Below are 22,430 nucleotides of genomic sequence, written 5' to 3'. Positions count from 1 at the left end.
CCCGCAGTCGCGAACGGAAGACGCCCCGGTGAGCGCGAGGAGTGAGCCGGGGTTGCGAGCCGCGCAGTCGCGAACGGAAGACGCCCCGGTGAGCGCGAGGAGTGAGCCGGGGTTGCGAGCCGCGCAGTCGCGAACGGAAGACGCCCCGGTGAGCGCGAGGAGTGAGCCGGGGTTGCGAGCCGCGCAGTCGCGAACGAAGGTGACCCCGGTGAGCGCGAGGAGTGAGCCGGGGTTGCGAGCCCCGCAGTCGCGAACGAAGGTGACCCCGGTGAGCGCGAGGAGTGAGCCGGGGTTGCGAGCCCCGCAGTCGCGAACGAAGGTGGCCCGGTGACGACGACCGCCCCTGCCACGCCGCGCGCGCTGCCGCCGCTCGGCCCCACCCGCAAGCTCAAGGTGCCGAAGCAGGCCGAGCGGCGGCTCGCCAACGGGCTCACCGTGATCGCGGTACGCCGCCCCGCCGTGCCCCTGGTCGAGCTGCGGCTGTGGCTGCCGTTCGGCCGTACCCACCTGGCGCGCGGCGCGGTGCTCTCGCAGACCATCCTCTCCGGCACGCAGACCCACACCGCCACCCAGATCGCCGCCGAGTTGCAGAAGGTCGGCGGCGGGCTGTCGGCCGGTATCGACCCGGACCGGCTCATGCTCTCCGGGGCCGCCCTGGTCACCGGCCTGGGCCGGATGCTGGAGCTGGCGGCCGACGTGCTGACCGACGCGACGTACCCGGCCGACTGGGTCGGCACCGAGCGGGACCGGCTGATCGACCGGATCCAGGTGGCGCAGAGCCAGCCGGCGCACCTGGCCCGGACGGCCCTGCTCAAGCGGATCTACGGCAGCCACCCGTACGGGGTGCAGACCCCGGAGCCCGAGCAGGTCCGCGCGGTGAAGCCTCCGGCGCTGCGCAAGCTGCACGCCGAGCGGGTGCACCCGGCCGAGGCGGTGCTGGTGCTGGTCGGCGACGTGCGGCCGGAGCGGGCGCTGGACGCCGCCGAGCAGGCGCTGAGCGGCTGGCGCGGCGAGACCCGGGGGGTCGACCTGCCGCCGACCCCGCCGTTGGAGCCCGGTCCGCTGCTGCTGGTCGACCGGCCCGGCTCGGTGCAGTCCTCGCTGCGCATCGCGCTGCCCGCGGTGCCGCGCACCCACCCGGACCACGCCGCGCTGCAACTGGCCAACCTGGTCTTCGGCGGCTACTTCTCCTCCCGCTGGGTGGAGAACATCCGTGAGGACAAGGGCTACACGTACGGGCCGCACTCGTCGGTCGAGCACTCGGTCGCCGGCTCGGTGCTGGTCGCCGCCGCCGAGGTGGCCACCGAGGTGACCGGCCCGGCACTGCTGGAGACGACGTACGAGCTGGGCCGGCTCGCCTCGCTGCCGCCGAAGCCGGACGAGCTGGAGCAGGCCCGCCAGTACGCCCTGGGCACCCTCCAGCTCGGCATGTCCACGCAGGCCGGTCTCGCCTCGCTGACCAGCGCGTACGCCGGCAACGGGCTGCGACTGGACTTTCTGGCCGAGCACGCCGCCCGGCTGGCCAAGGCGACCCCCGAGGATGTCGCGGAGGTCGCGGCCCGCTACCTCGCCCCGACGAAGGCGGTCACCGTGGTGCTGGGCGACGCCGACCGGATCGAGGGACAGTTGGCCGCGCTGACCCCGGTACGCCGGGAGTCGGCGTGAGCGGCGAGCCCGCCCCGCCGCTGGCCCGCACCACCCTGGACCGGGCCGCGCACCGGCGTACCGACCCGGACTGGCTGGCGCAGGCCTGGCGGCGGTCCCGGGTGCTGGTGCTCGACTCGTCGCGGGAGGGGATGACGCTGGTCCGTACCGATGCCAACCCGCCGGCGCTGGTGCTGCGCGAGCCGGGCGAACTGAACGGGATCGCCGACGCCGCGCCGCTCTTCCTCGGCCTGGAGCCGGACGGGGCGCCGGTCTTCGCGGTGGACGCGCCGCTGCCCGATCTGCCGGACACCCGGGCGGTGCACCTGCGGGACGTCGGGCACCTGCTCAGCGACCGGGACGCGGGCATCTTCACCACCGCGCTGGCGCTGGTCAACTGGCATCTCGGGCACGGCTGGTCGCCGCGGACGGGGCACCGGACGGAGATCGACGAGGGCGGCTGGTCCCGGGTGGACGCGCAGGGCCACCGGGCCTGGCCGCGCACCGACCCGGCGATGATCGTGCTGGTGCACGACGGGGTGGACGGTCCGGACGGGCGCTGCCTGCTCGGCAACAACGCGACCTGGCCACGCACGGCGGGGGAGCGCCGCTTCTCCTGCCTGGCCGGCTACGTCGAGCCGGGGGAGTCGGCCGAGGCGGCCGTGCTGCGCGAGGTGCACGAGGAGGTCGGGGTCGCGGTCGAGCGGATCGGGTACGCGGGCAGCCAGGCCTGGCCGTTCCCCGGCTCGCTGATGCTCGGCTTCCTGGCCGAGGCGGACCCGAAGGCGCCGGTCCTCCTCGACCCGACCGAGATCGCGTACGCCCGCTGGTTCACCCGGCGGGAGGTCGGCGCGGTGCTGGCCGGGCGGGCGGTGGACGCCGGCGACGGGGACCGGGTGATCCTGCCGCCGCCCTCCTCGATCGCCCTCTTCCTCATCCACCGCTGGCTGGACGGGCACTGCTGACCGGTTGACGGTCCGGGCACCGGGCCTGGACGCGGTCCCGGCCCGGGACCGTCGTTGCCGCGACGATCCCGGGCCGGGAACACGGACCGTCGTGGCGGATGAGGCGAGGAACACGGCGGGGGAGCCGGTCCGACCACGGCGGACGTCGGTGGTTCTCAGGTGCCGCTGGCCTCCCACCACTCCTGGTAGACGACGCCGGGATCGTCGAGTGGGAGCACCTTGACCCGTTGCCGGCCGGACCGGACGGCGCCGACGGTGGACAGCGCGCGGGCGAGCAGCAGCGCGGCGTCGCGGTCCTCGGCGTGCACGATCTGACGGCGCGGTTCGGGCGCGGTCGTCTCGTCCCGCAGCAGGCCACCACCGGCCCAGGCGGCGGCGATGTCGTTGTCGGCGGCGGTGCGGATGTCGGTACGAACGATCAGGAAACGCATGGCTGTCTCCGGATGGACCGCGACGGGGCGAGCACGCTGTGGAAGTTCCACGTCACTCTTTCGTCATGTTACGCCCGCACGTCGTCCCAGCAAGTGAAACGCGGCCATCCGTCCGCTCTCGTCCGATCATCCGATGCCCGGTCCGGACGTTCGCGCCGGCGGAGACGACGAGAGGCCGCCAGCGGTGCGCCGACGGCCCCTCGCTGCGTCACCGGATCAGTTCAGATCGAACTGCCCGTTCTTCGCGCCGCCGACGAAGCCGAGCCAGCCGGCCCGGTTGAACAGCAGCACGGGCCCGCTCGGGTCCTTGCTGTCCCGCAGCGCGACCACGGCCGGACCGGCTCCCAGCGGCGCCACCTCCACGCAGTTCGAGGTCTGGCTGCGGGTGCTCTTGCGCCACGGGGCGTCGGCGAGCTGCCGGGCGGAGACGGTGTTGCGGATGTCGTTCATGGTTCTGCTCCTGCTCCTGGAACTCCGATGGGGACGAGTGGCCCGCCCGGCCCCGACGGGGTCCGGTGTGGATCACCGTTCCGTCAGGCGCCCGGAGTGTCGCCGGCGCTGGACCGGCGGTGCCGACCCGTGGGCCGACGTGGACGGGGCTGCCGAGTCGGTCAGCCGCCCCGTCGCCTCGAAGAGCCAGGAGAGGGTGTCCGATGCGGAGAGCGCCGCCGAGCACAGCCACTCGAAGGCCACTTTATAGCGATTTACCGGGTTTGCCTCGTGTGACATGACGTCGATGAAGCCACCTTCGATCGCCAGGGTCTCCGGATCCTGCGGATCGGCGAACCGGTAGAGCGAGAAGGCGGTGGGTGGCAGGTAGAAATCGCCGATCACCGTGTCGCGTTGCAGCAGGTGCAGCGTGACGTTGGGAAGGATGGCCAGCTCACAGAGCTTCACCAACTGCTCGTGCAGCACCTCCGGCGGCCCGGCCCGGCGGCCCAGCGCGGCCTCCTCCAGCACCGCCGTGTAGCGGGGGCCGTCGACCCGGTCCAGCAGCGACTGGCGGGCGAGCCGGGCGCGTACCTCGGTCTCCGGGTCCTCGCCGGCCTCGGGGTCGCCGGTCGCGCTGGCCGCCCGGTCGGCCGAGACGATCCGCAGCCGGGCGTAGCCGGGGGTCTGCAGCAGCCCCGGCACCAGCACCGGGTTGTACTCGCGGATCTCCGCGCAGCCGGCCTCGATCTCCGCCCAGCCGAGCTGCTGCTGCGTCATCACCGGGTACGACTTGCGCCAACCGCGCATGTCGCCGGCCTCGTGGGTGATCCCGATCAGGTCGTCGCGCAGTTCCGGCTCGGCGCCGTAGAGGTCCAGCAGGAGGCGTACGTCGTCCGGGTCCGGGCGGCTGCGCCCGTTCTCCAGCCGGGACAGCTTGGACGCCGACGCCCAGCCGATCCGCTCGATGACCTGGTCGCCGGTGAGTCCCGCCGCCTCGCGCAGGCGGCGCAGTTCGGTGCCGAGCCTGCGTCGTCGCAGGATCGGACTGGGCACGGCAGGAGGCACGGGTGTCCTCGTTTCGCGTCGACCGCCGCGGACGCGACGGTAACTGTATGAAATTCGCCCCCCACGGTCAGTATGGACGGCGCGACCGGTGCCGGAGGTTCCGGCGAGGGCGTGTCACGAGACAAAAAGAGGACTGTGGAAGGTGTCGGCCGTCCGGGCGACGATGACCGGGCCGGCCGCACCTCCCCTGACGCGCCGACCGGCGCCATCCCCGCGGAGGGAACCCTCATGCGCACCGTCCTGCGCCGCCCCGACTTCCGACTGCTCTTCGGCGCGCTGCTGGCCAGCATGGCCGCCGAGTCGATCCTGCTGCTCGCGCTCGCCATCTGGGTCAAGGATCTGACCTCCTCCGACGGGCTGGCCGGCGCCACCATCTTCGCGATCGTCGCCCCGATGACGCTGGCGCCGCTGGTCGGCTGGGTGGTCGACCGCTACCGGCGGCGGCCGTTCTTCGTCGCCGCGAACCTGGGCACCGCCATGCTGCTCACCCCGCTCTTCGCGGTCCGGGACCGCGCCGATGTCTGGATCATCTACGTGGTGGCCGCGCTGTACGGCTTGTCGTATCTCACGCTCAGCGCGACGCTGAGCGGCCTGATCCGGCAGCTGGTGCCCAGCGAACTGCTCGCCGACGCGAACGGGGCGCTGCAGACCGTGCGGCAGGGGCTGCGGCTCGGCGGCCCGCTGGCCGGGGCGGCCCTCTACGCGGCCGTCGGTGGCTGGCTGCTCACCACCCTGGCGATGGTGGGGTTCGTCACCGCCGCCGCCGTGGTCGGGCTGCTCCGGGTGGCCGAGACCGAACCGGCGGCGGCCACCCTGCGCTGGCCGGCCGAGCTGGGCGCCGGGCTGCGGCACCTGGCCGGCGAGCCGGCGCTGCGCCGGGCCCTGCTCGGCTACGGGCTGGGCTCGCTGGTGATGGGCTTCAGCGAGTCGCTGATCTTCGCGTACGTCGACCAGGGGCTGGGCCGCGACGCCGCGTTCGTCGGGGTACTGGTCACCGTGCAGGGGGTGGGTGGGCTGGTGGGCGGCCTGCTCTCACCCGCGGTGGTACGCCGCATCGGCGAGGTCGGGGCGCTCGCCGCCGGGGTGACCTTCTTCGGCCCGGCCGCGCTGGCGCTGGCCTGGCCGGACCTCCGGCTCGGGGTGCTGGCGCTGCTGCTGGCCGGGGTCTCGTTGCCGCTGACCATGGTGGGGCTCGCCACGCTGATCCAGCGGCGCACCCCGCCCCGGCTGCTGGGCCGGGTCGCCGCGGCGTCCGAGGCGCTGGTCAGTGGCCCGCAGGCGTGCTCCATCGGGGCGGGCGCGCTGCTCGTCGGGGTGTTCGACTACCGGCTGCTGTTCGTCCTGGTCGGGGTGGTCACCACCGCCGCCGGCGCCTGGCTCTGGCGCGGCCGCCGGCTCTCCCCGCCGCCCGGGACGCCCGCTGGAGTCCCGTCGCCCCGCCGTCCCCACCCGGCCGAACACCTCACCCCCGACGCCACCCGCCTCTGAGCGCCCGCACCCGGACACGGAAAAGTGGCCGTTCCGGGGGGAACGACCACTTCTCCTGACTGCTGAGGGGTCAGCCGGCGAGGCTGGCCAGGTGCTGCTTGACCTGGGTGATGGAGGGGTTGGTCAGGGCACTGCCGTCGGCGAAGCGCAGCGTGGGGACGGTCTGGTTGCCGCCGTTGACGCTCATCACGAACTGGGCCGCCTTCGGGTCCTGCTCGATGTCGACCACCTCGTACCCGATGCCCTCCCGGTCCAGCTGCGACTTGAGCCGGTGGCAGTAGCCGCACCACGGGGTGGAATACATCGTCAACATGGTCAGGTCCTCCAAGTGCTCGCGTCGCCCGGCCTGTCGTTCAGGTCAGGCTAACCGCTGCAACATCAGCGGGAGCTGAGATGATTCCTCGCTGTGGGGGTTCACTCAGCGGCGGAAGTCGTGCTCGCCGGGCTCGACCCGGAGCAGCGCGCGGCGGTGACCGCCCCCGCCGGCCCGGTCTGCATCCTGGCCGGCGCGGGCACCGGCAAGACCCGCGCGGTGACCTCCCGGATCGCCCACCGCGCGCTGACCGGCGAGATCTCCCCCCGGCACGTGCTGGCGGTCACCTTCACCGCCCGGGCCGCCGCCGAGATGCGGGCCCGTCTCACCGTGCTCGGGGTGTCCGGTGTCCAGGCGCGGACCTTCCACGCCGCCGCGCTGCGCCAGGTGCGCTACTTCGCGCCCCGGCTGCTCGAGGGGCGCGCCATGCCCGAGCTGCTGGACAGCAAGGTGCGGGTGGTCACCCTGGCCGCCGCCAAGGTCGGCCTGCGCGCCGACCGGGCCGCCGCGCGCGACCTCGCCGGCGAGATCGAGTGGGCCAAGTCGTCGCTGGTCGAGCCGGGGGAGTACGTGGTCGCCGCGGCCAAGGCGCTGCGCGAGACGCCGTACGAGCCGGCGAAGGTGGCCGAGGTCTTCGCCGCGTACGAACGGCTCAAGCGCTCCAACGGCGTGATCGACTTCGAGGACATGCTGCGCGCCGCGGTCTGGGGGATCGAGGAGCACCGGGACGTCGCCGAGCAGGTACGCGGCCAGTACCGGCACTTCGTCGTCGACGAGTACCAGGACGTCAACCCGTTGCAGCAGCGGCTGCTGGACGCCTGGCTCGGCGGCCGGGACGACCTGACCGTGGTGGGCGACGCCAGCCAGACGATCTACTCGTTCACCGGGGCCACCTCGTCGTACCTGGTCGACTTCCCGCGCCGGCACCGCGGCGCGACGGTGGTCCGGCTGGTCCGCGACTACCGCTCCACCCCGCAGGTGGTCGGGCTGGCCAACGCGGTGATCTCGCAGGCCCGGGGCGCCGAGGCGCGGCTGCGGCTGGAGCTGCACGGGCAGCGCCCGCCGGGCCCCGAGCCGGAGCTGCGGATCTTCACCGACGAGCCGGCCGAGGCGAACGCCGTCGCCGCCCGCTGCCGGACCCTGGTCGACGGGGGCACTCCGGCGAAGGAGATCGCCGTGCTGTTCCGGACCAACGCGCAGTCCGAGGCGTACGAGAAGGCGCTGACCGAGGCCGGCGTGCCGTACGTGGTGCAGGGGGCGGAGCGGTTCTTCGAGCGGGTCGAGGTGCGCCAGGCGATGGTCGCGCTGCGGGCCGCCACCCGCTCGATCCCGGGGGAGACCCCGCTGCCGACCGCCGTGGTCGAGGCGCTCGCCGCGGTGGGCTGGGCCCCCGACGCGCCCCCGGCGGGCGGTGCCGCGCGGGAACGGTGGGAGGCGCTGGCCGCGCTGGTCCAGCTCGCCGAGGAGTACGCGGCAACGCCCGAGGTGCTGCCGATCGGCGAGGCCGCCGCCATCGAGCGGCCGGTGACCCTGAGCGACTTCAACGAGGAACTGGCCCGCCGTGCCGCCCAGCAGCACGTGCCGACCGTCGACGGGGTGACGCTGGCGTCGCTGCACTCGGCCAAGGGGCTGGAGTGGGACGCGGTCTTCCTGGTCGGGCTCTCCGAGGGCACCCTGCCCACCACGTACGCCCGTACCCCGGAGCAGGTCGAGGAGGAGCGCCGGCTGCTCTACGTCGGGATCACCCGCGCCCGGCAGTGGCTCTGGCTGTCGTACGCCTCGGCCCGCTCGCCGGGCGGACGGGCCCGGCGGCCGTCCCGGTTCCTGCCGCAGCTGGACCGCTCCGGCGGCGGCGAGCGGGCCGGCGGCGGCGTGGCGAAGCGCACCGCCGCGCGCCGCCCCGCCACCCAGATCGTCTCCTGCCGGATCTGCGGCGCGACCCTGCTCGCCGGCCCGGACCGCAAGCTGGGCCGCTGCCCGACCTGCCCGTCCGACATCGACGAGGACCTGTACGAGCGGCTGCGGGACTGGCGGGCCCGGGTGGCCGGCGCGCAGAAGGTCCCGGCGTACGTCGTCTTCACCGACGCCACCCTGACCGCGCTGGCCGAGCGGCGCCCCGGGCGGACCGAGGAGCTGATCGCCATCGCCGGGATCGGACCGCGCAAGCTCGGCCTCTACGGCGAGGCGGTGCTGGCGCTAGTGGACGGTGCGGCGGTGGACGACATCGCGCCGCAAAAAACTTTCGAAATCTCGTCGTAAATTCGTTTGCCCTCGCCCCCGGGCGAGGAATAGCCTCATGGCACACCTCGGGAGCGGCGCCATTCCGGCTGCTCACGGGGTGGGAGACCAAGTCGGCACGAGGAACGTGAGGGAGGTGGCACCCGTGGAGATCTTCACCTATGAGCGTCCGGCGGCGATGCCAGCTGCCTGCGCTCCGCTGTCGACTGTCCGGGTGGCCCTTGCCGCCACGCGACCGTCGGTTCCGCAGGTGCACCAGGTCCAGGCTCAGGCCGAGCTGACCCTGACCGTCGCACCGATCGGAGTCGAGGGGACCAGTGGCTTCACGGGCATGGGCATCGGTGTCGCCAAGAAGCGCACGGATGTCCGCGGCGTTCCACCTCGAGGTAGACCGGTCTGAATCCCAGACCACCGGCTCACCTCGAGGCCGCGGAACCCGCTCACCGGGATCCGCGGCCTCAGTTTTTTGCCCCGCCGTACGTCGGAAATGCGATCCACGAGATCGAAGTGAGAGAGAGGTGACCGGGCGATGAGTCTGGCGTTGGCCCCGCTCGACGTGAGCGTCGAGATGGAGGCGAACCTGCCCTGCCGGAAGTTCGACCCTGACCTGTGGTTCTCCGACCAGCCCGCCGAGCTGGAGTTGGCCAAGTCGCTCTGCGGGGACTGCCCGCTGCGCGTCGAGTGCCTGGCCGGTGCGGTGGAGCGGGCGGAGCCGTGGGGCGTCTGGGGCGGCGAGATCTTCGAGCGTGGCGCGGTCGTCCCGCGCAAGCGGCCCCGTGGCCGTCCGCGCAAGGAGGACCTCGCCCGTGACGCGGCGCTCCGGGTCGAGGCCGAGGCGCGACTGGTGGCCAGTGGTGTGGCCACGTCGCGCAACGCGGTCCGGCTGGCGGCCTGACAACTTCCCGTTCCAACCCCGCCGGTGTCCGACACCGGCCGCGAGAAAGCCGAAACCAATGCTGCTGAACTACCCGAACGGAACCGAGATGCAACTACTCCACGAAGCGTTGTCCCGTGCTCGAATGCGCCGGCCTCAGGCCGGTCGTACCACCACGAGCACTGAGGCAACCCGTTCCGCCCGTACCGTCGCGATGAAGAGCCGGAGCCAGTCGGCTCGCGACCTGGGCGCTCTCTAGATCCCTACCGAGTACGCGGGGGCGGTGACCGGAATCCGGTCACCGCTCCCGCGTCGTTACGTCCCGGTCAGGCCACCGGCGCGAAGCCGGGCAGCCAGCGTTCCAGGATCCCCCGATACGGCGCCTTGGCCTCCAACTGGCACAGCACCCCGATCGAACCCAGCGTCACGCGGTGGATCATCAGGTACGACGGGGGCAGGTTGAGCTGCCGGCTGAGCTGGTAGGTCGGCGACTTCGGGCTGGCCAGCCGGGCCGCCTCGGACCGCAGCCAGGCCCGGCTGAACCGGAATTCCTCGGCGGCGATCGGTTCCAGCATCGGCCGCAGGAAGTCGAGCACCGCGTGGGCGTCGATCGGCTCCGTGGAGCTGACGAAGCCCTCCTTCCGCAGGCCGTCCACCACCCCGTCCGCGTCGCCGCGCAACGCCAGCCCGGCGATCCGGCCGATCGGCTCCGGGGTGCCCTCCGGCATCCGCGCCACCGCGCCGAAGTCGATCACGCCGAGCCGACCGTCGGGCAGCAGCCGGAAGTTGCCGGGGTGCGGGTCGGCGTGCAGCAGGCCGGCCCGGGGCGGCGCGGAGAGGTGCAGCGTCGCCATCAGCCGGCCCGCCTCGTCCCGCTGCTCCTCGGTGCCCTCGCGGATGATGTCCGCCAGCGGCGTCCCCTCGATCCACTCGGTGACCAGCACCCGGGGCGAGCTGGAGAGCACGGCCGGGATGAAGATCTCCGGGTCGTCGGCGTACGCGGCGGCGAAGGCCCGCTGTGACTCGGCCTCCAGCTCGTAGTCCAGCTCCTCGGTGACCCGCTCCCGCAGCTCGACCAGCAGCGGCTTGACGTCGAGACCCGGCTGGATGGCCCGGAACATCCCGCCCAGCCGGGAGAGCTGCTTGAGGTCGGCGAGCAGGGCGTCACCGGCGCCCGGATACTGGATCTTGACGGCCGCGGTCCGCGCCTCGCCGGTCTCCGGGTCCCGCCAGATCGCCTTGTGCACCTGCCCGATGCTCGCCGCGGCGGCCGGAGTGTCGTTGAACTCGACGAACCGGTCCCGCCAGTCCGGCCCGAGCTGCTCGGCGAGCACCTTGTGCACGGTCGCCGCGGGCAGCGGCGGGGCCGCCTCCTGGAGCTTGGTCAACGCCTGCCGGTAGGGGGCGGCGATCTCCTCCGGCAGCGCCGCCTCGAAGACCGACAGCGCCTGACCGAACTTCATCGCCCCGCCCTTGAGCTGCCCGAGGACGCTGAAGAGCTGCTCGGCGGTGCGCTGCTGGATCTCGGCGGAGATGACGTCGGAGGCGAGCCCGGTGACGCGCTTACCCATGCCGAGGACGGTCCGCCCGGCGAAGCCGAGCGGCAGAGCGGCGAGCTTGGCGGTCCGGGACACGGCCCGGCGCGGGATGTCGGTCACTTGGTCATTGTTACCGACTCGGTGGGCCCGCTGCTGCTCCGAAGCCGGGCTCGGCCCCGGCTTCCCTCCTCCGCGCCCCCTCCGGCCCCACCCGCCCCGCCGCCCGAGCGGGCCGACGCGCCGCCCGACCTCGCCTCCGGCCGTCCTCCCGCTGCTGCGGGCGGCCGGTCAGCGCCGGCGGCCGGCGCACTCGCAGGAGGGGTGCGGCGGCCACATCCGGCGCCGGAACCGGCCCGCCGCGCCGATCTCCACGGCGCAGCCGAGCGTCTCCGGAGCGCCGCCGTCGAGGTGGGCCAGCGCCTCGGCGACCGCGTAGCCGACGGCGGCCAGCAGGGTCGCGGCGGCGCACGCCTGGTCGGCCGGGTCCGCCGCGAGCTGGGCGGCCAGCCCGGGCCAGCCCGGGTCCCGGTCGGCCCGGTGCAGGTCCAGGCAGTGCAGGCAGGGGCCGACCGGCGGTCGCACCAGCGGCCCGACCACGGGTACGCCCTCGCGCAGGCCGAGCAGCAGGTGCGGCTGGCGACGCTGGGCGTACCCGGCGGCGAGCAGGGCGGCTGGCCGGTCGGCGCCGAGGTGGACCACCAGCTCCACCCGAGCGCGGCGCAACGGGCGGGTCTGCGTGCCGGGGGCGGTCCGGCCGATCGCCGAGCGGAGCGCGGCGGCCAGCGGGCGTCCCACGTCGGACGCGGCCAGCCCGGTGCCGACCAGGTCGGCGGGGCCGACCGTGCCGGCGAGCTCGGGTGCCACGTGACCCACTCCGGCCTGCGCCAACGCGACGGCGACCGGGCCGCCGAGCCGGCCGGCGCCGGCGACCACCACCCGGGCGGTCCGCCGCCGGCGCAGCACCTGCGCCGGGGTGCCGGGCAGGGTGGGCGCGGCCAGCGCGAGCGCCCCGGCCTCCGCGGCGAGGCGGCTGCGCGCCGGGCCGGCCAGGTCTCGGGGGAGCAGCGTGTGCGCGGGTACGACCAGACCGGCGGCGCGCAGCGCGTCCAGCAGTTCGCGGGCCTCGTCCGGGCCGATCCGGGCGGCTGCGGCATCGGCCAGGATCCCGCGCTCGCTGCGGCTGCCGTCGAGCAGGTCGAGCAGGCGCGCGGCGCGCGGGTCGGCGACCTCGAGCAGGACGGCGCGCCCCGGGTCGAGCCCGAGTTGCAGGGTGTGCCGGTCGCGCCAGAGCCGGGTCAGGCCGGGCAGCAGCGTCGGGCGGGGCAGGGGCGGGCGGGAGAGGGTCGGGTGGGCCGGGCGGGTCGACGGGCTCATGACGACGGATCGTGACCGAATCCACGCTGTCCGTCGATCGTTGTCCACAGGTGCGCGGCGCTCTGTCCAGCGCTGTCCACAGGAAGCGGCGGGATATCCACAACCGGCGGGTAACTCTGTCGCCCTCCCGACACCGTCGTGCCCCCGGGAACGGCGCGGGGGAGGGGTGGCCGCCGGCCACCCCTCCCCCGGAACGCGTACGGGTCAGACCTTGGCCTTGCCCAGGATGCGGTTCACTGTTGTGCCGCACACCGGACACTTGCCCTTGGCCATGTTCATCCCGGTCTTCGAAACCTCGATGCGCCCCTCGAAGTCCCGCTTCTCCTTGCACTTGACGCAGTAACCGTTGTAGGTCTGGGCCTGGTCGGCCACGGTAGCCTCCTCGTCTCGTCCGCCGGGCGAGCCGGCCCGGCGGGTCTCCCGGCGGCGGGCCACGCGGGGCCCAGACGCTGGGTCTTTCTCCGCGGACACCTTCGTGACCGCTGGTTGGCGGACCCTACCCAGATCTGGGCGAATCCATGTCAGCTGTGCATCGACACTGTGAGGAAGTCGACGTCGAGAGTGTGCATGCCGGAATGGGCCGGATTAGTGAGTTTGCCGGGGACACGCCGGTCGGAGACCCGCAAACACGCCCGGACGGGGCCCGAGCGGCGCTGCGGAGGGTGATCACCTACGGTGGGTGAGACGCGAGCGTCGAAGTGCCTCTCCGGCCGCCACGAAGGGTGACCGGGGCGGCCCGACATGGTCATCCACAGTTTTTTTCGGGACTCCTCGCGACCAACCACCATTTTCCGGGCGCGTGTCGCGGTGTTGACCCTTGCGGACCCCTGGTCAGTACGCATTAGCTTTCCCTCGTGGCAGGAATGCACGGCTGCGCGGCCCACTGATGGCTGGGGCGCGGAAGCCGGTCGTCGAGGTACGGCGCAGTCAGCGCCGGCGACGCACGGTGTCCGCCTACCGCGACGGGGAGCGGGTCGTGGTGCTGATCCCCGACCAGTTCTCCCGGGCCGAGGAGAGCGAGTGGGTCGACCGGATGCTCGCCCGGCTCGCCGCCCGTGAGGGCAGGCTCGCCCGCTCCGACACCGAACTGCTCGACCGGGCGCTGCGCCTGATCAACCTCTACCTCCCCGACCAGGGCAGCGACGCCCTGCCCGCCAGCGTCCGCTGGGTCACCAACCAGAACGGCCGGTGGGGGTCCTGCACCCCGGCGGACCGGACCATCCGGATCTCGCACCGCCTCCAGGACATGCCGGACTGGGTGCTCGACTACGTGCTGCTGCACGAGCTGGCGCACCTGATCGTGCCCAGCCACAACGCCCGGTTCTGGGAGCTCGTCGGCCGGTACCCGAAGACCGAGCGGGCCCGCGGCTACCTGGAAGGCGTCGCCGCCGCCTCCGCCGTACCCGTCCCCGGCTGACCCGCACCGCTCTGCCCGGCCCCCCTCCCGCCACCGCATGATGATCGACTCCAGGTCGGCGACGTGGCGGCATCCGTCCGCCTCCGATACCGCCATTGCCGCGACCCGGAGTCGATCACCCCGGACGTTAGGGTCGGAGGGTGACCCGACGTGTGGTGGTGGCGTTGCTCGGCCCGGTGACCTGGTCGCCGCCGGGAATCGATGCCGTGGACTGGCGTACCGCGCTGGCTGAGGACACCGTCGACATGCTCGCCACGCTCAGCGAGGTGGAGACCGCGGTGGCGGTCATCCCGGCGGACCGCTGGCTCGCCGACGCCGTCATCTGGCCGGGTACCGCCGTGCACGAGGTGGCCGAGCCCGCCGTGAACGCCGTACTGGCCGCGCTGACCGGGTACGACCAGGCGGCCGTGGTTGCCGCCGACGCCCCGGACCTGCCCGGCCTGACCCTGGGCAAGCTGCTCCGGCCGCTCACCAGCCGGCCCGTGGCGGTCGCCCCGGTCGAGGGGGAGGGGCCCGGCCTGCTCGGGGTGGCGACCCGGCTGCCCGTACCCGGATGGTTGCCGGCGGTGGACCTCGACGCGGCGGTGCCGGCGGACGTGCGCCGCGCGGCGCCGGCCCCGGGCGACGTGGCCGTCACTCCCGCCTGGCGGCGGCTGCGCGGCCCGGCCGACCTGGCCGCCCTGAACCCGGCGGTCGAGGGCTGGGAGGCCACCCGGGCCCTCCTCTCCGGCCCCGCCCGCCGAAGCTGACCGCTCTGAAGCCGGTGGGCGACCCACCGGACGGGCGTGCAGACGCCGCCGGCCGGGCGCGCGCGTGGGGTGCGGCCCGGCCGGTGCGGTGCGGATCAGGACTTGTCGGTGTCGTCCCCGGAGTCGTCGGAGCGGGGCGGGGTGCCGTCACCCGGTGCCTGCTCCTCCGGGCCGCCCGGCGCGGTGAAGTCGAAGTTCGCCAGCTCGTCGTCGAGGTCGAGCTGAGCGGTCGCGAAGGCCACCGGGTCGGCGAAGTCGTCGTCGGAGGGGAGCAGGTCGGGGTGGCCCCAGACCGCGTCCCGGCCGGAGATGCCCCGGTGCGTGGTGAGCGCGGCCCAGAGCGCCGACGCCTCGCGCAGCCGGCGCGGTCGCAGCTCCAGCCCGACCAGCGCGGCGAAGGTCTGCTCGGCCGGACCGCCGGCGGCCCGGCGGCGGCGGAACGCCTCGCCGAGGCGGACCACGCTGGGCAGGCGCTCGCCGGCGGCGTTGTCGACCACGTGGCAGACCCAGCCCTCGACCAGCGCGAGCACCGTCTCCAGTCGGGCCAGGGACGCCTTCTGCGCCGGGGTGTCCTCCGGCGTGAAGATGCCCTCCAGGGCGATGGCCTGCATCGACTCCGGGTCGGTCGGGTCGACCCGGCCCATCGCCTCCTCGATCGCCTCTCGGTTGACCCGGATGCCGGAGGCGTAGTTCTCCACCGCGGTCAGCACGTGCCCGCGCAGCCACGGGACGTGCTCGAAGAGCCGCTGGTGGGCGGCCTCGCGCAGGGCGACGTAGAGGCGTACCTCGTCCTCGGGCAGCTCCAGGCCCTCGCCGTACGCCCGGATGTTGGCCGGGACGAGCGCGGCGGTGCCGGCCGGGCCCAGCGGCAGGCCGATGTCGCCGGCCGAGAGCACCTCGGCGGCGAGCGAGCCGAGCGCCTGGCCGAGCTGCCCGCCGAAGAGCGCCCCGCCCAGGGTCGCCACCATCGACTGCATCGGGCCGAGCTGGGCCCGCGCCTCCGGCGGCACCAGGTCGCCCATCGCGCCGACCATCCGGCTGGCCACCGGGTCGCAGAGCTTGCGCCAGACGTCGAGGGTCTTGTAGATCCACTCGTTGCGGTTCCACGCCACCGAGGTGCGGATGCCGGACGGCAGCGCGGAGGCCGGCTCCAGCCAGAGGTCGGCGATGCGCAGCGCCTCCTCCACCGCGTGCCGCTCGTACGGCGACACCGCCGGGTCGCCCGCGGCGGCGAGCTGGCTGGCGGCCACCTGCCGGGCCAGGTCCCAGTTGACCGGCCCGCTGCCCGACGCGGAGAGCAGGTGCTGCAACTGCGACATGAACTGCTGCATCTGCGCGGGATCGTTGGGGTCTGGTGGTTGCCCACCCGGGAGCGCGAAACCGAACGGAATATCAGGCACGACGTCTACGGTACGCGCGCCGCGCCCCAGGTCGCCCTCGCTGTCGTTGCGCTGAGGGCGAAGTCGGCCTCGGCCGCCCGGGCGGCACCGCCTGAATCGGTACGCTCTGCCGCATGAGACGTCGCGGCGTGACCGTCCTCCTCGGTGCTCTGCTCACCACTCTGCTCAGCATCGGCGTGCTCGGCGCGCCCATCCCGTACGTGGTGCTCGGCCCGGGGCCGACGGTGAACACCCTCGGCACCTCGGACGGCAAGGAGGTCATCCAGGTCACCGGCCGGTCGACGTCCAACTCCGTCGGTCAGCTGCGGATGACCACGGTGGGGGTGCAGCCCACGGTCAAGCTGCGCGCGGCGATCGCCGGCTGGCTCTCCGCCGACGAGGCGGTGGTGCCGCGCGAGCTGGTCTACCCGCCGAACGAGAGCCAGGAGGAGGTGGAGAAGCGCAACGCCGAGGACTTCCAGAACTCGCAGACCAGCGCCGAGACCGCCGCGCTGGTGGAACTCGGCTACCCGGTGCAGGTGGTGGCCAAGGAGGTCGCCTCCGACGGCCCGTCGGCGGGCGTGCTCAAGGCCGGCGACGTGATCACCACGGTCGACGGCGTGAAGGTGACCACGGCGACCAAGCTGGTCGAGCTGGTCCGGGCGAAGCCGGCCGGCACCGCGCTGCGGATCGGCTACACCCGCGACGGCGTGGCCGGCACGGCCACGGTGACCAGCCGGGAGCAGGACGGCCGGCCGCGCGTCGGGCTGGTGCCGGAGCAGCGGCAGCCGCACCCGTTCACGCTGAAGATCGACCTGGCCAACATCGGCGGGCCGAGCGCCGGGCTGATGTTCGCCCTCGGCATCGTGGACAAGCTCGAACCGGCCGACCTGACCGGCGGGAAGATCATCGCCGGCACCGGCACCATCGACGACGAGGGCCGGGTCGGTCCGATCGGCGGGATCGCCCAGAAGCTGGTCGGGGCGAAGAAGGCCGGCGCGAAGGTCTTCCTGGTGCCGGCGGACAACTGCGCCGAGGCGGTCCGCAATCCGCAGCCCGACCTGCCCCTGATCAGGGTCGGCTCGCTGGACGAGGCATTGACGGCGCTGGAGACGTTGCGGTCGGGTGGGCAGCCGATCCGTTGCTGAGCCCGGGCACCGCGGCAGCCCGCCGTGACCTTGGACCGACACGTTCAGGAACACCCCGTACTCTGGGTGCCTGTCCGGAGCCGATCACATCGAGCGTGCGGAGCCAACAGTGGTCATGCGTAGCAGCCCCCTGCCGAGGATGAGCCGGCGCGGACGCGTCACCATCGGAGTCCTGGTCGGGGTGTTCGTGCTCTTCACCCTGCTCGGCTGGGGTGTCCAGGCCTGGACGGACTGGCTCTGGTTCGAAGAGGTCCGCTACACCCAGGTCTTCACCGGGGTGCTGGTCACCCGGCTGCTGCTCTTCCTCACCATCGGCGTGGGGTTGGGGCTCTTCGTGGGCGGCAACCTCTGGCTGGCGTACCGGCTGCGACCCGCGCTGCGGCCGCACTCGCTGGAGCAGGCCACCCTGGAGCGCTACCGGATGCTGCTCACGCCCCGGATCGGCACCTGGATCAGCCTGACCGCGGTCGTGCTCGGGCTCTTCGCCGGCCTCTCCGCGCAGAGCCGGTGGAACCAGTGGCTGCTCTTCCGCAACGGCGGCGACTTCGGCGTCAAGGACCCGGAGTTCGGCGTCGACGTCGGCTTCTACGTCTTCCAGCTGCCCTTCTGGCGGTACCTGCTCGGCGTCGGCTTCACCGCGGTGGTGCTGGCGCTGCTCGGCGCGCTGGCCGTGCACTACATCTTCGGCGGGGTGCGGTTGCAGGGCGTCGGCGACCGGATGACCAACGCCGCGCGGGCCCACCTCTCCACGCTGGTCGCCGTCTTCGTGCTGCTCAAGGCCGTCGCGTACGTGCTGGACCGGCGGGCGATGCTGCTGGAGTACAACGAGGGCGCCAAGCTCTACGGCGCCGGCTACGCCGACGTCAACGCGCTGCTGCCGGCCAAGGAGATCCTGGCGTACATCTCGGTGGTGGTGGCGATCGCCATCATCGTCTTCTCCAACGCGGTGATGCGGAACCTGGTCTGGCCGGGCATCGCGCTGGCCCTGCTCGGTGTCTCCGCCGTCGCGATCGGCGGCATCTACCCGTGGGCGGTGCAGACCTTCGAGGTCAAGCCGAGCGCCCGGGACAAGGAGGCGCCGTACATCGAACGCAGCATCGGGGCCACCCGCGCCGCGTTCGGGTTGGGCGACACGAAGACCACCGGGTACGCGGCGAGCAACCTCACCCCGCCGGCGAACCTGGCCACCGACACCTCGGTGGTGCCGAACGTCCGGCTCCTCGACCCGCAGCTGGTCTCCGAGACGTACACGCAGCTCCAGCAGGTCCGCGGCTTCTACGACTTCGGGCCGAAGCTCGACATCGACCGGTACTCGGTGGCGAACAAGACCTCCGACTACGTGGTCGGCGTCCGTGAGATCAACTACGGCGAGCTGACCCAGAACAACTGGATCAACCGGCACACCGTCTTCACCCACGGGTACGGCCTCGTCGCGGCCCCGGCCAACCAGGTGGTCTGCGGCGGCCAGCCGTACTTCGTCTCCGGCTTCCTCGGCGAGAAGGCGCAGGAGGCGTGCTCCTCGCAGGCCGAGCAGATCCCGGCCACCCAGCCGCGGATCTACTACGGCGAGCGGATGAAGGAGGACGACTACGCGATCGTCGGGCAGTCCGACAAGTCCCGCAACGCCGAGTTCGACCGGCCCACCCCGACCACCGGCGGCGAGCAGTACTACACCTACACCGGTGAGGGCGGCGTCGAGATCGGCTCGTTCACCCGCCGGCTGCTCTACGCCATCAAGGAGCAGGAGTCGAACTTCCTGCTCTCCGAGGCGGTCAACGACAACTCGCGGCTGCTGTACGTGCGCAACCCGCGGGACCGGGTGGAGAAGGTCGCCCCCTTCCTCACCCTCGACGGCGACCCGTACCCGGCGGTGGTGGGCGGCCGGATCCAGTGGATCGTCGACGGCTACACCACGGCGGCGACCTACCCGTACGCCGAGCGGGTCAACCTGCAGACCGAGACCGCCGACGAGCTGACCAACCGGGGCACGTTCCAGCTGGCCCGGGAGAACGTCAACTACATGCGCAACTCGGTGAAGGCCACCGTCGACGCGTACGACGGCACGGTGCGGCTCTACGAGTTCGACGAGACCGACCCCGTGCTCAAGGCCTGGAACAAGGCGTTCGGCGGCGACCTGGTGCTGCCGAAGACCGCCATCCCGGCGGAGCTGGCCGAGCACTTCCGCTACCCGGCCGACATGTTCAAGGTGCAGCGGAACCTGCTCACCAAGTTCCACGTGACCGACCCCGGCGACTTCTACTCCGGCCAGGACTTCTGGCAGGTGCCGAACGTGCCGGACGCGCCGGACAGCGGGCAGAAGCAGCCGCCGTACTACCTGTTCACCCAGTTCCCCGGGCAGCAGGGGCCGCGCTTCCAGATCACCGCGGCGGTCACCCCGAACGGGCGGCAGAACCTCGCCGCGCTGATCTCCGGGTCGTACGTCGACGGTCAGCCCAAGCTGGAGGTGTGGGAGCTGCCGGACCAGACCCGGGTCTCCGGGCCGGTCCAGGTGCACCAGCAGATGACCAACAACGCCAACATCCGGCAGCAGCTCAACCTGCTCTCCTCCAACCAGGCCCAGGTGCAGTACGGCAACCTGCTGTCGCTGCCGTTCGGCGACGGGATGCTCTACGTCGAGCCGGTCTACGTGAAGAGCAACCAGCAGGACGCGTACCCGCTGCTGCAGAAGGTGCTGCTCTCGTACGGCGACGGCGGTTCCTACGTGGCGCTGGCCGACAACCTCACCGACGGCATCAAGCAGCTCGTCGACCAGGGCAAACGGGCCGGGCAGGGCACGACGCCGCCGCCCGGCGGCACCCCGCCACCGCCCCCGGGCGGCACCAACCCGCCGCCGCTGACCGGTGAGCTGGCCGCCGCGGCGGAGCGGGTGCAGACGGCGATCGTCGAGGTCAAGGCCGCGCAGACGTCCGGTGACTTCGAGCGGTACGGCCGGGCGCTCAAGGCGCTGGACGAGGCGATGACCGCGTTCCAGCAGGCGCAGCAGACCGCCGGGCCGGCCCCGACGCCGAGCGGCAGCCCGTCCGCGCCGGCACCGACGCCGAGCGGCTGAGCCGCAGCGCGACCCGACAAGCCCGCGACCCGAGGACCTGCAGGTTCTCCGGTCGCGGGCTTGTCGCTTTTCCGACCCGATCCCTGCAACCGAACGGCCCCGTCCACCGTCTTGTCAGCAGGTGGGGGAAACGGGGAGACGTGGTGTGAGCATGAGGGACGCGCAGAGCTTCGACGAGTTCTACCGGAGCACCTCCGGGCGGACGCTGCGGTACGGCCACGCGGTGGCGGGTGACCACGGCGAGGCGCAGGACCTCGTGCAGGAGGCGTACGCCCGGGCCTGGCGGCAGTGGGGCAGCCTGGCCACCCATCCGGCGCCGGAGGCGTGGCTGCGGCTGGTGGTCAGCCGCCTGGCCACCGACCGGTTCCGCCGGCTGCGCGGCTGGCGCACGGCGGTGAGCCGCACCGGCTTACCCGAGGACGTACGGCCACCGGGCGAGGACACCGTCCTGCTGGTCGCTGCCCTGCGGCAGTTGCCGGCGAACCAACGGCAGGCGCTGGCCCTGCACTACCTGTTCGACATGCCGGTGGAGGAGATCGCCCGCGAGACGGGGGCGCCCACCGGCACCGTGAAGTCCTGGCTGTCCCGGGGCAGGACGAGGCTGGCCGAGCTGCTGCCCGGGGTCGCGTCCGAGAAGCTGGAGGTCAACGATGTCGCGTGAACTGACCGGTTTCTACCGTTCGCTCGCCGAGGACACCGACCCACGCGGCCTGGCGGCGCCCGACCTGGTGCGTCGGTACGCCGACCGGCGGGCGCGGACCCGGGCGGCGCTGGGGGTGCTGACCGCGGCGGCGCTGGTCGGCGGGACGGCCGTCGGCGCCCAGTTCGTCCTCACCGCCGGCCCGGCCACCCGGGTCGGGCCGCCCGCCGACACCCCGGCCCCGCCCTCGCCGGTGCCGTCGAACCCGACGCCCACCCCGTCGGCTACCTCGCCCGGCCCGAGCGGGTCGGTGTCGCAGCACTCGCCGTCGACGTCACCGACGAGCGTCGGCGTCCCGCCGCCCGTCCGGACGCCGACCTCGATTCCCGACTCCGCCTTCTTCGCGCTGGCGGCGGCGAACGACACCGGGGCGGGGGCCGGGTTCGGCGAGGGTCAGGTGCTGCCCGCGCTCTGCGGGGCGGAGCCGGGCGCGTCGGGGACGGTCCGGCAGCGGGTCCGGACGGTGCCGTTCAAGCTGGCCGGCACGCCGGAGGGGAACATCCCGGATGGTCTCTACCGGCACAGCATCACCATCTACCGCGACGGTAAGGCCGCCGCTGCGCTCGACGAAGTGCGCGACGCGGTACGCGACTGCGCCGAGCAGCCGGTCGGGAAGGTGAAGTCCCGGCAGAAGCTGCTGCCCAGCAGCGGCTACGGCGACGAGTCGGTGCTGTTCGAGATGCGCAAGCCCTTCCTCGACGTCAACGACCAGCCGACCGGCGACGAGGAGGTCCGACTGATCCGGGCCATCCGGATCGGGAACGTGGTGACGGTGCTCTGGGAGCAGGGCTGGGAGGGCAGTTCCAGCCCGAAGTCGCAGGTCGACGCGGACAGCCGGCGGGCGGTGCTGGCGATCCGCAACTGGTTGCGCTGAGTGGGTCCCGGGCCCGTTTTGCGGGTCCGGGGCCTCGTAGGCTACGGTTAACGAGTCGACGCGGGGTGGAGCAGCTCGGTAGCTCGCTGGGCTCATAACCCAGAGGTCGCAGGTTCAAATCCTGTCCCCGCTACCACGACGAACGGCCCGAGGATCTGATCCTCGGGCCGTTCGCTTTTTCCCCGCCCGGCGCGGCCCCCGATGGCCGATCCGGGACCCGCCTGATCTCGGTCCGGGGGATGCGCTAGGCTTATGGAGCCGACGCGGGGTGGAGCAGCTCGGTAGCTCGCTGGGCTCATAACCCAGAGGTCGCAGGTTCAAATCCTGTCCCCGCTACTCGTTCGAAGGCCCCGGAGCCCAGCTCCGGGGCCTTCGCCGTTTCCGCCCGCCGGAGGTTTCCCCTCCGTCCGGCGTGCCTCGCTTGCCCGGCTCGGTCAGGATGGGGGCATGTCATCTTGGAACAGGTGGTGGGGCCGGCTGAGCGCGGTCCTCGGTGCGGTCGTGCTCTCGGTCTTCGTACCGGTCGCGGCCTGGGCGTCCACGGGCCAGGGCGAGCTGGTGGTGGAGGCGGCACGGCGCAGGGGCCGGGGCGGTGGCGGCATCCTGGGCCTGCTCTGCTGCCTCGTCGTGGTGGGGTTGATCGTGTTCCTGGTGCTGCGGCTGATGCGCAACCGCCGCAACCGTCCGCCGAGCTGATCCGGTTGGCCCCGGCCGGCAGACGCCGGCCGGGG

Annotated in this window: 21 protein-coding genes and 2 tRNA genes; 15 read left to right on the top strand and 8 right to left on the bottom strand. The window is 73.0% G+C overall.

The genetic code is table 11. The features are described 5' to 3' along the window. The first annotated feature begins 327 nt into the window (after positions 1-327). Positions 328-1,665 (top strand): M16 family metallopeptidase, encoded by a 1,338-nt coding sequence (locus ACTMS9_RS10525; RefSeq protein ID WP_441164799.1) that lies wholly within the window; start codon positions 328-330, stop codon positions 1,663-1,665. Further along, positions 1,662-2,609, top strand: coding sequence for an NAD(+) diphosphatase (nudC, locus tag ACTMS9_RS10520; protein ID WP_441142468.1), 948 nt, complete (start codon positions 1,662-1,664; stop codon positions 2,607-2,609). The genes ACTMS9_RS10525 and nudC overlap by 4 nt, the downstream gene beginning before the upstream one ends. Before the next feature lie 155 nt (positions 2,610-2,764). On the opposite strand, the gene ACTMS9_RS10515 is transcribed toward nudC, so the two are convergent. From ACTMS9_RS10515 to ACTMS9_RS10505, 3 genes are all read right to left on the bottom strand, one after another. Continuing rightward, on the bottom strand, positions 2,765-3,040 hold the full coding sequence (locus tag ACTMS9_RS10515; protein ID WP_441142469.1) for a hypothetical protein: 276 nt from the start codon (positions 3,038-3,040) through the stop codon (positions 2,765-2,767). A 216-nt stretch (positions 3,041-3,256) separates the two neighbouring features. Then, positions 3,257-3,490, bottom strand: coding sequence for a DUF397 domain-containing protein (locus ACTMS9_RS10510; RefSeq protein ID WP_154942146.1), 234 nt, complete (start codon positions 3,488-3,490; stop codon positions 3,257-3,259). 72 nt (positions 3,491-3,562) lie between these two features. Next, positions 3,563-4,537, bottom strand: a complete 975-nt coding sequence (locus tag ACTMS9_RS10505) for a helix-turn-helix domain-containing protein (RefSeq protein ID WP_441142470.1) — start codon at positions 4,535-4,537, stop codon at positions 3,563-3,565. 228 nt (positions 4,538-4,765) lie between these two features. On the opposite strand from ACTMS9_RS10505, the gene ACTMS9_RS10500 reads away from it, so the two are divergent. Beyond that, positions 4,766-6,025 carry an MFS transporter gene (locus ACTMS9_RS10500; protein WP_441164798.1) on the top strand — a complete coding sequence of 420 codons (1,260 nt, stop codon included), beginning with the start codon at positions 4,766-4,768 and terminating at the stop codon, positions 6,023-6,025. Between the two features lie 70 nt (positions 6,026-6,095). Here the strand turns inward: ACTMS9_RS10500 and ACTMS9_RS10495 are convergent, their stop codons facing one another. Next, positions 6,096-6,338: a mycoredoxin gene (locus ACTMS9_RS10495; protein ID WP_154942149.1), complete on the bottom strand. Its 243-nt coding sequence runs from the start codon at positions 6,336-6,338 to the stop codon at positions 6,096-6,098. A gap of 93 nt (positions 6,339-6,431) precedes the next feature. On the opposite strand from ACTMS9_RS10495, the gene ACTMS9_RS10490 reads away from it, so the two are divergent. The 3 genes from ACTMS9_RS10490 to ACTMS9_RS10480 all read left to right on the top strand — a co-directional run bounded on the left by ACTMS9_RS10490 (position 6,432) and on the right by ACTMS9_RS10480 (position 9,471). Next, positions 6,432-8,597: an ATP-dependent DNA helicase UvrD2 gene (locus tag ACTMS9_RS10490; protein ID WP_441142472.1), complete on the top strand. Its 2,166-nt coding sequence runs from the start codon at positions 6,432-6,434 to the stop codon at positions 8,595-8,597. Positions 8,598-8,721: 124 nt separating this feature from the next. Next, positions 8,722-8,976, top strand: a complete 255-nt coding sequence (locus ACTMS9_RS10485) for a hypothetical protein (RefSeq protein WP_088964418.1) — start codon at positions 8,722-8,724, stop codon at positions 8,974-8,976. Between the two features lie 129 nt (positions 8,977-9,105). Continuing rightward, a complete protein-coding gene (locus ACTMS9_RS10480; protein WP_088960445.1) occupies positions 9,106-9,471 on the top strand; it encodes a WhiB family transcriptional regulator in 366 nt (121 codons plus the stop codon). A 305-nt stretch (positions 9,472-9,776) separates the two neighbouring features. On the opposite strand, the gene ACTMS9_RS10475 is transcribed toward ACTMS9_RS10480, so the two are convergent. From ACTMS9_RS10475 to ACTMS9_RS10465, 3 genes are all read right to left on the bottom strand, one after another. Continuing rightward, entirely contained in the window at positions 9,777-11,108 is a 1,332-nt protein-coding gene (locus ACTMS9_RS10475) for an ABC1 kinase family protein (protein WP_441142473.1), read from the bottom strand. A gap of 168 nt (positions 11,109-11,276) precedes the next feature. After that, entirely contained in the window at positions 11,277-12,362 is a 1,086-nt protein-coding gene (locus ACTMS9_RS10470; protein ID WP_441164797.1) for a ThiF family adenylyltransferase, read from the bottom strand. A gap of 204 nt (positions 12,363-12,566) precedes the next feature. Further along, the gene (locus ACTMS9_RS10465) at positions 12,567-12,734 is read right to left on the bottom strand and encodes a DUF5679 domain-containing protein (RefSeq protein ID WP_165945332.1); all 168 of its coding nucleotides are present in this window, start codon (positions 12,732-12,734) and stop codon (positions 12,567-12,569) included. A 514-nt stretch (positions 12,735-13,248) separates the two neighbouring features. Here ACTMS9_RS10465 and ACTMS9_RS10460 point away from each other — a divergent pair. Continuing rightward, the gene (locus tag ACTMS9_RS10460) at positions 13,249-13,779 is read left to right on the top strand and encodes a M48 metallopeptidase family protein (RefSeq protein WP_154942154.1); all 531 of its coding nucleotides are present in this window, start codon (positions 13,249-13,251) and stop codon (positions 13,777-13,779) included. Positions 13,780-13,919: 140 nt separating this feature from the next. Next, entirely contained in the window at positions 13,920-14,528 is a 609-nt protein-coding gene (locus ACTMS9_RS10455) for a hypothetical protein (protein ID WP_441164795.1), read from the top strand. Positions 14,529-14,623: 95 nt separating this feature from the next. On the opposite strand, the gene ACTMS9_RS10450 is transcribed toward ACTMS9_RS10455, so the two are convergent. Continuing rightward, positions 14,624-15,859: a zinc-dependent metalloprotease gene (locus ACTMS9_RS10450; RefSeq protein WP_441142476.1), complete on the bottom strand. Its 1,236-nt coding sequence runs from the start codon at positions 15,857-15,859 to the stop codon at positions 14,624-14,626. 182 nt (positions 15,860-16,041) lie between these two features. On the opposite strand from ACTMS9_RS10450, the gene ACTMS9_RS10445 reads away from it, so the two are divergent. The 7 genes from ACTMS9_RS10445 (at position 16,042) to ACTMS9_RS10415 (ending at position 22,395) form a co-directional block, all read left to right on the top strand. Beyond that, positions 16,042-17,055 (top strand): YlbL family protein, encoded by a 1,014-nt coding sequence (locus tag ACTMS9_RS10445; protein ID WP_441142477.1) that lies wholly within the window; start codon positions 16,042-16,044, stop codon positions 17,053-17,055. A gap of 115 nt (positions 17,056-17,170) precedes the next feature. Next, entirely contained in the window at positions 17,171-20,125 is a 2,955-nt protein-coding gene (locus ACTMS9_RS10440; protein ID WP_441142478.1) for a UPF0182 family membrane protein, read from the top strand. Between the two features lie 151 nt (positions 20,126-20,276). After that, complete coding sequence (locus ACTMS9_RS10435) at positions 20,277-20,786, top strand: SigE family RNA polymerase sigma factor (RefSeq protein WP_210774458.1); 510 nt, start codon at positions 20,277-20,279, stop codon at positions 20,784-20,786. Continuing rightward, entirely contained in the window at positions 20,776-21,699 is a 924-nt protein-coding gene (locus ACTMS9_RS10430) for a hypothetical protein (protein WP_441164794.1), read from the top strand. The genes ACTMS9_RS10435 and ACTMS9_RS10430 overlap by 11 nt, the downstream gene beginning before the upstream one ends. 59 nt (positions 21,700-21,758) lie before the next feature. Next, a tRNA-Met gene (locus tag ACTMS9_RS10425) sits at positions 21,759-21,835 on the top strand. Positions 21,836-21,961: 126 nt separating this feature from the next. Then, a tRNA-Met gene (locus tag ACTMS9_RS10420) sits at positions 21,962-22,035 on the top strand. 111 nt (positions 22,036-22,146) lie between these two features. Further along, positions 22,147-22,395: a hypothetical protein gene (locus ACTMS9_RS10415; RefSeq protein ID WP_179801708.1), complete on the top strand. Its 249-nt coding sequence runs from the start codon at positions 22,147-22,149 to the stop codon at positions 22,393-22,395. Positions 22,396-22,430: the final 35 nt, after the last annotated feature.

Origin of the sequence: Micromonospora sp. L31 (genome assembly GCF_052068075.1) — a bacterium.
GTDB lineage: Bacteria > Actinomycetota > Actinomycetes > Mycobacteriales > Micromonosporaceae > Micromonospora > Micromonospora purpureochromogenes.
This window is presented reverse-complemented; position numbering and strand designations above follow the sequence as displayed.

Excerpts from the sequence above, each read along its gene's own strand:
- ACTMS9_RS10515 (WP_441142469.1), bottom strand. The coding sequence starts at position 3,040 with ATGCGTTTCCTGATCGTTCGTACCGACATCCGCACCGCCGCCGACAAC.
- ACTMS9_RS10510 (WP_154942146.1), bottom strand. The coding sequence starts at position 3,490 with ATGAACGACATCCGCAACACCGTCTCCGCCCGGCAGCTCGCCGACGCC.
- ACTMS9_RS10500 (WP_441164798.1), top strand. The coding sequence starts at position 4,766 with ATGCGCACCGTCCTGCGCCGCCCCGACTTCCGACTGCTCTTCGGCGCG.
- ACTMS9_RS10495 (WP_154942149.1), bottom strand. The coding sequence starts at position 6,338 with ATGTTGACGATGTATTCCACCCCGTGGTGCGGCTACTGCCACCGGCTC.
- ACTMS9_RS10480 (WP_088960445.1), top strand. The coding sequence starts at position 9,106 with ATGAGTCTGGCGTTGGCCCCGCTCGACGTGAGCGTCGAGATGGAGGCG.
- ACTMS9_RS10470 (WP_441164797.1), bottom strand. The coding sequence starts at position 12,362 with ATGAGCCCGTCGACCCGCCCGGCCCACCCGACCCTCTCCCGCCCGCCC.
- ACTMS9_RS10460 (WP_154942154.1), top strand. The coding sequence starts at position 13,249 with ATGGCTGGGGCGCGGAAGCCGGTCGTCGAGGTACGGCGCAGTCAGCGC.
- ACTMS9_RS10450 (WP_441142476.1), bottom strand. The coding sequence starts at position 15,859 with ATGCAGCAGTTCATGTCGCAGTTGCAGCACCTGCTCTCCGCGTCGGGC.
- ACTMS9_RS10445 (WP_441142477.1), top strand. The coding sequence starts at position 16,042 with ATGAGACGTCGCGGCGTGACCGTCCTCCTCGGTGCTCTGCTCACCACT.
- ACTMS9_RS10440 (WP_441142478.1), top strand. The coding sequence starts at position 17,171 with ATGCGTAGCAGCCCCCTGCCGAGGATGAGCCGGCGCGGACGCGTCACC.
- ACTMS9_RS10435 (WP_210774458.1), top strand. The coding sequence starts at position 20,277 with ATGAGGGACGCGCAGAGCTTCGACGAGTTCTACCGGAGCACCTCCGGG.
- ACTMS9_RS10430 (WP_441164794.1), top strand. The coding sequence starts at position 20,776 with ATGTCGCGTGAACTGACCGGTTTCTACCGTTCGCTCGCCGAGGACACC.
- ACTMS9_RS10415 (WP_179801708.1), top strand. The coding sequence starts at position 22,147 with ATGTCATCTTGGAACAGGTGGTGGGGCCGGCTGAGCGCGGTCCTCGGT.